Below are 11,629 nucleotides of genomic sequence, written 5' to 3'. Positions count from 1 at the left end.
AACGCCAGTTAACCGTCTGCTGTATACCTCCGAGGCCTTCAGCAGAACGTTAAGTAGCGTTGTTAACGGGGAAGAGGCGTTGCAGACGAGAAGAGCGAATGCCCCTGTCAGCTCGTAGATCAGGTTGGTCGCCGACACCACCCACCCGGACGCTTCCTGCGCGTGCTCAAGCGCACCATGACGTGGTCCAAACGCGGCAGCTCTACGGGTGCGGGTGAGCCTCGGCGCCTTCATTGCTACCGACCACCTCACCGCAAGCGCGTCCACGACGCTTTACGCCACACTTACCTTCCCCGGCGGCCGGTGGGCCGCGGTCGAGGTGATATCGGGCACCTCCCAGATCGAGAAGGGCGCCCGTTCACTGGCCCGCACCGTGCAGCAGATTGACACCTCCGCGGTCGGGGAGCCGGTACTCAAGCTTGTGGTCACCGGCACCGGCCCGACGGCGACCCTGCCGGACGGCACCGTGACCTGCCCGCTAAGCGTCATCGGCCCCTGACGCAGAACCTCCCCGGCACGCGCCTTGGGCACCCGTCCGGGCGACCTTGTCCACCGCCCCGCGCCCCCTACAGCCACAGGTCGCGGCGACGCCGTACCCCGCGCATGACCTGCGGCGGGAACAGGCTCTCCACCCGCCGCACCAACCGCTCGGGATCGGCCAACTCCCGCCACTCGAAGCGGTGCACCGCCCACCCGCCACGCCGCAGCACCATCTCCCGCTGCTTCTCCGCGCGCACGTCCGCCGACGTCGCCAGCTTGCCGTAGCCGTCGAACTCCAGGTCCACCATGGCACTGTCCACGGCGACGTCGAGGAAGTACTCGTGCGCATCGTCGCCGATCCAGCGCCGCTGCGTCACCGGTTCGGCCACCCCGGCAACACCGACCGCCCAGCGCAGCACGCTCTCGCCCGGCGACTCCGCGAAGGGATCCGCCAACGCCACCGCCACCCTGGCACGACGCTTGCCGTGACGGCGCCCCTGGCTCTCCACCATGCGCATCAACCGCTCGCGCGCCGCGTCGATCTCCATCTCCCCGTAGCAGCGTCGGTTGAAGCGGTCGGGACGGCACACCGCCCGCAGCGCGGCGTCCACCACCGGCAACGACTCGCGCACCGGCAGGTCGAAGGCGCAGTCCATGGCGGTGCGCAGCGGCGTCGTCACCCGCAACCCGCCCACGTTGACGACCTCCTCCGGCGCCGGCGCGGTCGTCGAACGCAGCAGCGTCGCCGACCGACCATGACGTCGGCCCTCCGGCGGCCCGTACCTGACCGTTGGGAAAACGATGGTGCTGCGCGATCGGTTCCCGGGCACCGCCAGGCGGATGCAGGGCTCGGACTCTAAGACAGGCAGCCCCAGCACCACCGCCGCCGCCTCGTGGGTCAGGGCGATTGCCGACGGCGAGGCTCGCAGCGCCGCCTCGCAGCGCGCCAGGGTGACGAGTTCCTTCAGGCGCCAGGTCGGCGTATCCCGGTCGGGAATGAACATGTAGCTGCCATGCGCCACCCGTATGAGATCGCGCCGACCGGCCAGGTCTCCGTTGGAGCGGTCGGCGGTGAACAACATGCGGGGACGTTCCGGCGGGGTCGGGTAGCGCTGCATGTCAGCAGAATCGCCGCGGCCCGACGGCGGCGCCACCGCGCCCCGCGATCTCTGTGGATTGGGGTGTCGCGAACGCAGCCTGTGGACCCCGGTGAGATGTCATGACGGCGCTGACCAGGGGGTGGCCCGGTCGAGCGCCACACACACGGCACCAATAGTCGGCCCAGTTGCGGACAAGGGCACTCGCAAGCCCGTCTATTACGCCGGTTCGGGGTTAACAACGCCAGTTAACCGTCTGCTGTATACCTCCGAGGCCTTCAGCAGAACGTTAAGTAGCGTTGTTAACGGGGAAGGGGCGTTGCAGACGTCGTTAACGGGGAAGAGGCGTTGCAGACGAAGAGAGCGCACCCTCCGGCTAGTTGACCAGGGCGATTGCCGACGGCGACACCCGCAGTGTCGGCTCGCCGCGCGCCCGCCAGCTACTTCCCGCCGCGCGCCGCCCACCAGGAGTGCAGCGCCTCGCGCGCCAGGTCCTCGCCCAGCGGGCCCTTCTCCATGCGCAGGTCCATGAGGAAGCGGTAGGCCTCGCCGACCACCGGCCCGGGCCCGACGCCGAGCTCGGCCATGATCTGCTTGCCGTCCAGGTCCGGGCGGATGGCGGCCAGCTCCTCCTCCTCGCGCAGCTGCGCGATGCGGTCCTCCAAGTCGTCGTAGGCCGCGTCCAGCATGTGCGCCTTGCGCTTGTTGCGGGTGGTCACGTCCGCGCGGGTCAGCCGGTGTAGACGCTCCAGCAGGGGCCCGGCGTCGGCCACATAGCGGCGCACGGCGGAGTCGGACCAGGCGGCGTCGGCGTAACCGTGGAAGCGCAGGTGCAGCTCCACCAGGCGGGAGACGTCCTTGATGGTCTGCTTGTCGAAGCGCAGGGCGCGCATGCGCTTGGCGGTCATGCGAGCGCCGACGTGGTCATGCCCGTGGAAGGTGACAGTGCCGTCGCGCAGGAAGCGCCGGGTGGCAGGCTTGCCGATGTCGTGGAAGATCGCCGCCAGCCGCAGCACGAGGTCCGGGCCGGGCACGGGCCCGTCCGGCCCGGTCTCCAGATCGATCGCCTGCTCCAGCACCGTCAGGGTGTGCTCGTAGACGTCCTTGTGGCGCTTGTGCTCGTCGACGGTCTCCTGCAGGGCAGACAGCTCGGGCAGCACCACGTCGGCCACCCCGGTGTGCACCATGAGTTCCAGCCCGCGCCGCGGCCAGGGCGCCAGCAGCAGCCGCTCGAGCTCGGCGCGCACCCGCTCGGCGGACACGATCTTCAGGCGTGGCGCCATATCGGTCATGGCGGCCAGCACGTCGGGCTCGACGTCGAAGCCGAGCTGGGCGGCGAAGCGGGCGGCCCGCATGATGCGCAGGGGGTCGTCGTCGAAGGACTGCTCGGCGGACACCGGGGTGCGCAGCACGCCCGCACACAGGTCGTCGAAGCCGCCGTGGGGATCCACGAGCTCCAGCTCGGGCAGACGCAGCGCCATGGCGTTGACGGTGAAGTCGCGGCGTGTGAGGTCGCCGGTGAGGCTGTCACCGTAGGCGACAGCCGGCTTGCGGGAGCCGGCCTCGTACTCCTCGGTGCGGTAGGTGGTGACCTCGACGACGTCGTCACCCTTGCGGGCCCCGATGGTGCCGAAGGCCTTGCCGACGTCCCAGCAGGCGTCGCCCCAGGCCTTCATGATCGCCTCGGTCGCCTCCGGGCGGGCGGAGGTGGCGCAGTCCAGGTCGTGCGGGACCACGCCGAGGAAGGCGTCGCGCACGGGGCCGCCGACCAGGGAGAGTTCATACCCGGCGTCGGCGAAGCGGCGACCCAACTCATGCAGGGAGTCCGGTAGGGCGCGCAGGGCCCGCCGGGCGGTGGGGGTCAGGCCGTCGGCGTCGGGGCGCTCGTCGGGGACGACGGCGCTGCGGGGGCCGCGTCCGGGGCGGGAGGCGGGGGTGTGGGCGGGGGCGGTCGGGCGGTCGGTCATCGGCCTAAGCCTGCCACGCGGAACCCAAGGGAGCCGATCGGGCGGTGAACCGCCTAGAGTGTCCCCATGTCCTCCCACCGCTCTCGTATGCCCCGCGCCGGTACCCGGCCGCGGCGCACGGCCGCACGCTCGCTGCCGGTGGTCGACGAGACAAGCGCCGGCGGACTGATCATCGACGTGCAGGACGGTCGGGCCGTGACCGCTGTGATTGCGCGGCGCAACCGGGGCGGCCGGTTGGAATGGTGCCTACCCAAGGGGCATCTGGAGGGCAACGAGACCGCCGAGCAGGCGGCCGTGCGGGAGATCGCGGAGGAGACCGGCATCACCGGCCGGGTGTTGCGGCACTTGGCCACCGTTGACTACTGGTTCGCCGGTGAGGATCACCGTGTGCACAAGGTCGTCCACCATTTCCTGCTGGAGGCGCTCGGCGGCAGCCTCACCACCGAGAACGATCCCGACCATGAGGCGGAGGACGTCGAGTGGGTGACCCTGGACGACGTCGCCCGCCGCCTGGCCTACCCCAATGAGCGTCGGATCGTCGCCGCCGCCAGGGAGATCCTGGTGGGTGACGGGTGAACTCCGCCATGCCGCGCCGCTCGGGGGTCGCCCGCGCCGCCCGGCGAGCGCTGACGGTGCTGGCCGCGGTGCTCGTGCTGGTGGGCGCGCTGCCCCTATCCCCGGCGCGCGCCAACGCAGGCACCGCCGGCCCGGCCGCCCGCGACGTCCTGCCCGGGGCGGTTGCCACCACCGTGCTCCCAGCCGACACCGACGACGAGTCCGCCGGACGGGTGACCCTGGCCGTCACCAGCCTGGCGCCGCAGGTGTTGGGCACCGGCGAGGACGTCACGCTGACGGGCACGATTACCAACGGCACCGACCAGACGCTTTCCGGCGCCACGCTGGTGGCGCAGATGCAGTCGCGCACCGAGATGACTACGGACGGCCTGGCCTCCTGGCTCGCCGACGAGCAGGACACGCCGCTGGCGACCATCGCCCTGGAGACCCTCACGGATGACGTGGCACCCGGCGCGGCGGTGGACTTCCGGCTCACCATCAGCGCCGACAACCTGCCGCTGCGCAACACCGAGCAGTGGGGCCCGCGCGGCATACAGGTGGCACTGACCCAGGGTTACACCACGCTCACGCAGGACCGCACCATCGTCCTGTGGAACCCGGGCGTACAGGTAAGCCCCACGCGGGTGACCGCCTTCGTCCCGGTCACGGCCTCGCCGGCCGAGCTGCTGGCACTGACCTCCCCCGCCCCGGGCTCGCTCCCCGACCACGCCGGCCCCCCGACGCCGACCGCGAGCGCTACCGCTTCCGCCACCGACTCCGGCGCCGACTATGCCGAGACACTCGCGGCGCTGCATGAGCGGGTGCTGGGCCTGCTGGAGCTCGCCGGCGACGGCGTGGTGCTCGCCGTGGACCCGGCCCTGCTCGCCGTCCTCGGCGTGGAATCGACCGCGCCCACCAGCGCCGCCGCCACCGGCTCACCCACCCCGTCGGCCGCCGGCGACGGCGGCCCATCCGAGACGGCCGACGCCACCGACCTCAAGCAGGCGCTCGCCGACGCGGTCGCTGCCGGCGACGTGGTCGCCCTGCCCTGGGGCGACGCCGACCTGACCGCCCTGGCACACCTGGGCGAGACGGATCTGCTCGCCTCGGCCCTGCAACGCAGCGCCGACAGTGCGGCGGCGCAGGCCGGTGCCGACACTTCCGTCGCCTGGGCGGCCGGCGCACTGGATGCGACCACGCTCGCGGCTCTGCCCGACTCGGTGACCACTGTCGTCGCCGCCCCCGGTGACGCGCCCGTGGCCGTGAACCTGACCTACACGCCGTCGGGCACCATGACCCTGGATGGGCGCACGGTGCTCATCCCGGATGCGGGAATGTCGGCGGCGATCGGCGGCAGCCTGCTCACCGACGAGGGGGACGCGCAGCTGTCCGACCTCGACGCCGTCCAGCTGCTGCGCGGCCAGACCGCCATCGTCACCCGGCAGGCGCCGGCCGTCAGCCGCGACATGGTGGTGGTTGTCCCCCGTGAGGCGGCCGCCGAGCTGGACCCGCAGGTGCTGGCCCAGCGCCTTACCGCCCTGACCAATTCCACCTGGACGCAGCCGCAGGGCCTGCACGCGCTGCTGGAATCGGCTGCCGACTCCGCTCAGTCCGGGGCGGAGGTGGCCCGCGTGCCGCTGCCGGATTCGGCCAGCGGACAGGGCGAGGTGACCGCGATGACCCTGTCGGCGGCACGGGCGGCGGAGGACCACCTGGATTCGGTCGCCTCGATCCTGGACGACCCCGAACGGGCCCTGGGCATGTCCACCGACGTGGTCGCCCTGGCCACGTCGGCGTCCTGGCGGGCCGACGAGTCCGCCTGCACGACCATGATCGCCCAGTCCCGTGCCCGCGGGGAGGCGGTCTCCGACGCCCTGGCGGCAGCGCCGTCGAGCACCATCAACCTGATCTCCTCCTCCGCGGACCTGCCGGTGCGCATCGTGTCCACCCTGGACCAAGACGTGAGCGTCGAGGTGCACCTGGAGTCCAGTTCCACCCGCCTGCAGACCGATGAGGACGTCACCGTCACCGTGCCGGCGGGCGGGCAGGTGACGGCGAGCGTACCGGTGACCGCCGTCGGCTCCGGCGACGTCGACCTGACCATCCAGCTGCGCGCGCAGGACGGCACGAATGTCGGCACGCCCTCCACGGTGCACCTGCGCGTGCGTGCCGACTGGGAGAATGTGGGCACGCGCGTACTCGGCGGGATCCTGGTGATCCTGTTGGTCGCCGGGATTATCCGTACCGTGCGCCGGGGGCGCCGCACCGCCACACCCAGGGAGCGTAGATGAAGCAGGACGGGGCCCAGTCCCAGACCGCCGGCCCGGCCACGAAGCAGCCCTCCCGGACGGGTAAGCCGGCGCCGTCCATCGCCCGCTCCAGCGCCGTGATGGCGGCGGGTACGCTCACCTCCCGCATCCTCGGCCTGGTGCGCAACGCCCTGCTGGTCACCGCCCTGGGTGCCACCGCCTCGGGTGCGGCCGACGCCTTCAACACCGCCAACACCGTGCCGACCCAGTTGTACAACCTGCTGATCGGCGGGATCCTCAACGCAATCCTGGTGCCGCAGATCGTGCGGGCGCTGCGCCAGCGCAACGGCGAGGAGCTGGTCAACCGGCTGCTGACGGCCGCCTCCATGGTGATCGCGGCCGTCTCCGCGCTGCTGACGGTCGCCGCACCACTGGTGATCATGCTGTACGCATCCGGCCTGGGGCGCTGGCAGCCGCTCGCCTTCGCCTTCGCCTTCTGGTGCATGCCGCAGATCTTCTTCTACGGTCTGTACGCCCTGTGGGGGCAGGTGCTCAACGCCCGCTCCAGCTTCGGGCCGTACATGTGGTCACCGGTGCTGAACAACGTCATCTCCATCGCCTCGATCCTGGCCTACCTGCATATCTACGGCGGCTACACCTCCGGGCAGGACCCGGGCATCTGGGACGCGGGCCGTATCGCCCTGATCGGGGCGACGACGACGCTGGGCATCGCCGCGCAGGCACTGATCCTGTACATCCCGCTGGTCCGCTCCGGCTTCCACCCCAAGCTCATCTTCGGCGTGCGCGGCATGGGCCTGGGCAACATGTCCAAGGTGGCGCTGTGGGCGCTGCTGGGCACGGCCATCGTCTCCTTGGGTGACCTGGCCGCCACCAACCTGGGTTCACGGGCGGTCACGGCCGCCGAGTCGTCCGCCTACGCGGACGTGATCGTCCCGTCGACGACCATGTACGCCAACGCCCAGCTGGTGTACATGCTGCCGCAGTCCCTGATCACCACCTCGATCATCACCGCCCTGTTCACCCGCATGAGTGAGAAGGCCGCCGCCGGGGACCGCGCAGGCGTGCGCGACGACCTGTCCCTGGGGCTGCGCTCGATCGCGGTGTTCACGGTGCTGTTCGCCGCGGGTATCGGCACCTTGGCCGCCCCGGCGCTGCAGGTGTTCGTCCCCTCCCTCTCAACGGAGCAGGCCCACGCCTCCGCCCCGATCCTGACGGTGCTGGCCGCCGGCATCGTGGGGCAGGGCGCGTGGTTCACCATGCAGCGGGTCATGCTCGCCTACGCGGACACCAAGCGGCTGCTGATCGCCGACACGGTGGTGGGCTTGATCCCGGTCCTGATCTGCCTGATGGCCTACCTGCTGGCCCCCGCCAACCACTGGATGGTGTGGGCGGCGGTGGGCTCGGCCACCTGCCAGATCGCCGGATTCCTGGTGCTGGTGCCACTGATCCGCCGCCACCTGCCGGACCTGGACGGGCCGCGAGTGGTGGGGACCTACGTGCGACTGATCGTGGCGGCACTGCCCGCGATCCTCGTCGGACTGGGGGTGCGCCGCCTGCTGGGCTCGGCCGACGGCTCCCTGACCGGAACCCGGCAGGTGGATGCCCTGGTGACCGTGCTGATAGTCGCCGCCGTCATGACCCTGGTGTACCTGGCCGTGGCCAAGCTGCTGCGGGTGCAGGAACTGGACGTGTTCTTCGGCCCGCTCTCGCGGATCGTGGCGAAGATCGGCCGGATGCTGCCCGGGCCGGTGGGCCGGGCGGTGGTGCGCATGGGCCGCGCCCTGGCGCCACCGCCGCCACTGGCCGCGCACGCGCCGGTGGAACCGACCCCGGTCCTGCCGCCGTCGTTCCCGCCCGCACCCAGGCCGGCACCGGCGGCCTCACATATCGGTTTCGCCCCGGCCGCGGTGTGGCCCGCAGATCCGGCTAGACTCGCCTTTAACACGCAGGCACTACCAGTCGTGGGAGGCGACCTCATGGCGGACGCAACGCCGATCGGCTCCGGCCGGTATGAGCTGCTGTCCACCATGCCGGCCACGCTGCCGCGCATTGTGCGGCACCTGGGCCGGGACACGATCCTGGACCGCCCGGTCACGGTACTCATGCTCACCGATGCCACCCCGCACCGCCGGGAGGTGCTGGAAGTGGCCACCCGCGCCGTGCTGGTCGATGACACCCGGATTCAGCGCGTCTACGACGTCGAGGCGGCCACCCCGTCGTTCATTGTCACCGAGCCGATGACGGGCCGGACCTTCTCCGCGCTGGTCAACTCCGGGTTGCGGGCCGACCAGGTGCGCGCCATCGTGGGTGAGGCCGCCCAGGCCCTGGACGCCTGCTCGCGCCGCGGCCTGCACCACCTGAACCTATCGCCGGAGTCGGTGCGGGTGCGGCCCGACGGCACCGTGCAGGTTTCCGGCATCGGCGTGGAAGCGGCGGTGCTGGGGCTGGAGGCGGGCACGCAGGCCGACCCGCTCGCGGGCGACCGCGCCGACGCCCGCGCCCTGGTCGAATTGCTGTACTTCGGACTGACCCGGCGCTGGCCGGGCAAACGCGCCGGCCTGCCCGCCGCCCCCATGGCCGGCGGCGCTCCCGTACCCCCCTCCCAGATCGCGCGCACGCCCGACGACGTCGATGCCGCCCTGGACCGGCTGGTGGCCCGCACATGGCGCGACGCGGCCAGTGCACCCACCTCAGCCGCCGAGGTCGCGGGTGCCCTGGCCCCCTGGGACCCCGGCTCGCTTGCTGAGCTCGCCGCCCCGGCCGCACCCGGTCCGGCTCCCGAACCGCCAGCAGAAACGGAGTCGGCGGCGTCGGGGTCGGCCGGCGCACTGACCGGTATGGCCGGCGGGGTGCTGGCGCGGCTACGGCGTCGGTCCAGTGCCCGCCCGGCGGCTCCCATGGATGAACCCACGCCGGCCCCAACCGCAAGCGAGCAGGCCACCACCCCGCCGGAGCGTCGGCCGGCCGTGCGGGTAAACCCAGCGCCGGCACCGTCCTCCGAGACCGCGGCGCCACCGCGTCAGGAGGAGTACTTGGAGGCCCTGGACTTCGCCGCGCAGGAGCCGGAAGCGGAGTACAAGGAGGACGCGCAGGAGCGGGCGGTCAACCGGACCACCACCGCCGTGCTAGTCGCCGTCGTACTGGCGGTGCTGGTTGGCGTGGCCCTAGCCGTGAACAACCTGCTCGGACTGGCCGGCGTGAAGTTCCAGGACGACAACATCCCGGCCGCCAAGACCGTGCCCACCGCCTCGGAGTCCGCCGTACCCGAGCCGGCGCCGGAGCCGGAGGAGGAGCAGGCCGAGCCCAGTGCGCCAATCACACCCGCTTCCGCTCAGTCCCTCGACCCCTTCGGGAACAACAACGAGCACCCGGAGAACGCCTACCTGGTCATAGACGGCAACACCGACCAGGCCTGGTCCTCACGCTTCTACCTGGAATCGACTCCAGCCGGCAAGCCGGGCATCGGCATGGCGGTGACACTGGAGCAGGAGGCCGAGATCTCCGGCATTGACGTGCAGGGCACCGGCAGCGGCGGGAATGTGCAGGTGCGCGCCACCAGCGCCGATGACCCCACCGGGGGGACGCTGCTGGCCGAGGGTGCGTTCACCGAGGGCACGACCTCCTTCGAGTTCGATCCCACCACCACCGGGTCCGTGGTGCTCTGGGTGACCAACCTGCCCACCGCCGCGGACGGGCAGTTCAAACTCACCATCTCGGAGATCACCCTCAAGTAGCCGGCCCCGCCGGAACAAAGCGCCCCGCGCCCCGGTTCATCGGGCATCGGGCGGGCGCTTCCCGCAAACGCGGCGGCGCCCGGCACATACGAGAAAGACGCAGAATCAGGAGAGTCATGGTCCACGACGTCGTCATTGTCGGCTCCGGCCCCGGCGGTTACACCGCGGCGATCTATGCCGCCCGCGCCCAGCTGCACCCGATCGTCCTCGCCGGCTCCGTCACCGCCGGCGGCGCTCTGATGGACACCACCGAGGTGGAGAACTACCCCGGGTTCCGTGACGGCGTCATGGGCCCGGACCTCATGACGCAGATGCAGGAGCAGGCCGAGCGCTTTGGCGCCGACATCCGCTACGAGGACGTGATCGCTCTCGACCTGACCGGCGACATCAAGCGCATCACCACCGACGACGCCGTATACGAGGCGCGCACCGTGATCCTGTCCACCGGGTCGGAGTACCGCAAGCTGGGTCTGGCCGACGAGGAGCGCCTGTCCGGGCACGGGGTGTCCTACTGCGCCACCTGCGACGGCTTCTTCTTCAAGGACCGGCCGATCGTGGTGGTCGGCGGCGGCGACTCCGCCATGGAGGAGGCGCTGTTCCTGACCCGCTTCGGCTCCTCGGTGACCGTGGTGCACCGGCGCGACCAGCTGCGCGCGAGTGCGGTCATGGCTCAGCGCGCCCGCGAGAACGAGAAGATCGACTTCGCCTGGAACTCCCGGGTGGTCGGCCTGAACGGTGCCGACGGCCTGGAGTCGGTGACCCTGGAGGACACCGTCACCGGCGAGCGCCGCGACCTCCCGGCCGCGGGCCTGTTCGTGGCCATCGGGCAGATCCCGCGCTCGGAGTTGGTCAAGGGCGTGCTGGAGCTGGATGACGCCGGCTACATCAAGGTCGACTCTCCCTCACAGCGCACCAACATCCCCGGCGTGTTCGCCTGCGGCGACGTCGCCGACCCGGAGTACCAGCAGGCGGTAACCGCCGCCGGTTCTGGGTGCCGGGCGGCCCTGGACGCGGAGGCCTACCTGGCCGACCTGGATTCCTGAGCCGGCGACGCATCCACGCAACTTCATCCATACAAACTCATACTTATTCAGACTCATTGTTAACTAGGAGTTACCCATGTCTGACACCCACGCCGTCACCGACGCCACCTTCGAGGCAGAGGTCATGCAGTCCGATGTCCCGGTCGTAATCGACTTCTGGGCCGAGTGGTGCGGTCCCTGCCGGCAGATGGCCCCGGTGGTGGATGAGGTCGCGGCCGAGCTGGGCGAGCGGGCCAAGTTCGTCAAGCTGGACGTGGACGCCAACCCGGCCACCACCCGCTCCTTCGGCGTGCGCTCCATCCCGACCTTCGCCGTCGTCTCGGGCGGCGAGGTGGTCCACCAGTTCGCCGGCTCCCGCCCGAAGGCCTCCTTCAAGGCGCAGTTGGAGAAGGTCATCGCCTGACCGGGGGACTTGGCGCGCCGTGCCCGGTTAGCGGGCTGTGGGGCGCCGCCCCGCAAGAATGTCGCAGATCGGCACAAACG

At 71.1% G+C, this 11,629-nt stretch carries 8 protein-coding genes; 6 read left to right on the top strand and 2 right to left on the bottom strand.

What is annotated here, in order from left to right; genetic code table 11:
• Positions 1-214 precede the first annotated feature (214 nt).
• Positions 215-499: a hypothetical protein gene (locus DRB06_RS13540; protein WP_111820241.1), complete on the top strand. Its 285-nt coding sequence runs from the start codon at positions 215-217 to the stop codon at positions 497-499.
• Positions 500-566: 67 nt separating this feature from the next.
• Here DRB06_RS13540 and DRB06_RS13535 read toward each other — a convergent pair whose 3' ends face one another.
• Complete coding sequence (locus DRB06_RS13535) at positions 567-1,598, bottom strand: hypothetical protein (RefSeq protein WP_146750906.1); 1,032 nt, start codon at positions 1,596-1,598, stop codon at positions 567-569.
• Positions 1,599-2,017: 419 nt separating this feature from the next.
• Complete coding sequence (locus DRB06_RS13530) at positions 2,018-3,544, bottom strand: CCA tRNA nucleotidyltransferase (RefSeq protein WP_111820239.1); 1,527 nt, start codon at positions 3,542-3,544, stop codon at positions 2,018-2,020.
• A gap of 66 nt (positions 3,545-3,610) precedes the next feature.
• Here DRB06_RS13530 and DRB06_RS13525 point away from each other — a divergent pair, with 66 nt between their 5' ends.
• The 5 genes from DRB06_RS13525 to trxA all read left to right on the top strand — a co-directional run bounded on the left by DRB06_RS13525 (position 3,611) and on the right by trxA (position 11,549).
• Positions 3,611-4,120 (top strand): NUDIX hydrolase, encoded by a 510-nt coding sequence (locus DRB06_RS13525; RefSeq protein ID WP_073333394.1) that lies wholly within the window; start codon positions 3,611-3,613, stop codon positions 4,118-4,120.
• Positions 4,117-6,390, top strand: coding sequence for a DUF6049 family protein (locus DRB06_RS13520; protein WP_111820238.1), 2,274 nt, complete (start codon positions 4,117-4,119; stop codon positions 6,388-6,390). The genes DRB06_RS13525 and DRB06_RS13520 overlap by 4 nt, the downstream gene beginning before the upstream one ends.
• Complete coding sequence (locus DRB06_RS13515) at positions 6,387-10,103, top strand: murein biosynthesis integral membrane protein MurJ (RefSeq protein WP_111820237.1); 3,717 nt, start codon at positions 6,387-6,389, stop codon at positions 10,101-10,103. Before DRB06_RS13520 ends, DRB06_RS13515 begins: the two co-directional genes overlap by 4 nt.
• Positions 10,104-10,219: 116 nt before the next feature.
• Positions 10,220-11,146, top strand: coding sequence for a thioredoxin-disulfide reductase (trxB, locus tag DRB06_RS13510; protein ID WP_073333400.1), 927 nt, complete (start codon positions 10,220-10,222; stop codon positions 11,144-11,146).
• Positions 11,147-11,222: 76 nt separating this feature from the next.
• Positions 11,223-11,549, top strand: a complete 327-nt coding sequence (gene trxA / locus DRB06_RS13505) for a thioredoxin (protein WP_073333402.1) — start codon at positions 11,223-11,225, stop codon at positions 11,547-11,549.
• Positions 11,550-11,629 lie beyond the last annotated feature (80 nt).

This window comes from Actinomyces sp. Z5, from assembly GCF_003287795.1.
GTDB lineage: Bacteria > Actinomycetota > Actinomycetes > Actinomycetales > Actinomycetaceae > Actinomyces > Actinomyces glycerinitolerans.
This window is presented reverse-complemented; position numbering and strand designations above follow the sequence as displayed.

What these genes read in the sequence shown, in the direction of transcription:
- DRB06_RS13535 (WP_146750906.1), bottom strand. Translation starts at nt 1,598, where the DNA reads ATGCAGCGCTACCCGACCCCGCCGGAACGTCCCCGCATGTTGTTCACC.
- DRB06_RS13530 (WP_111820239.1), bottom strand. Translation starts at nt 3,544, where the DNA reads ATGACCGACCGCCCGACCGCCCCCGCCCACACCCCCGCCTCCCGCCCC.
- DRB06_RS13525 (WP_073333394.1), top strand. Translation starts at nt 3,611, where the DNA reads ATGTCCTCCCACCGCTCTCGTATGCCCCGCGCCGGTACCCGGCCGCGG.
- DRB06_RS13515 (WP_111820237.1), top strand. Translation starts at nt 6,387, where the DNA reads ATGAAGCAGGACGGGGCCCAGTCCCAGACCGCCGGCCCGGCCACGAAG.
- trxB (WP_073333400.1), top strand. Translation starts at nt 10,220, where the DNA reads ATGGTCCACGACGTCGTCATTGTCGGCTCCGGCCCCGGCGGTTACACC.
- trxA (WP_073333402.1), top strand. Translation starts at nt 11,223, where the DNA reads ATGTCTGACACCCACGCCGTCACCGACGCCACCTTCGAGGCAGAGGTC.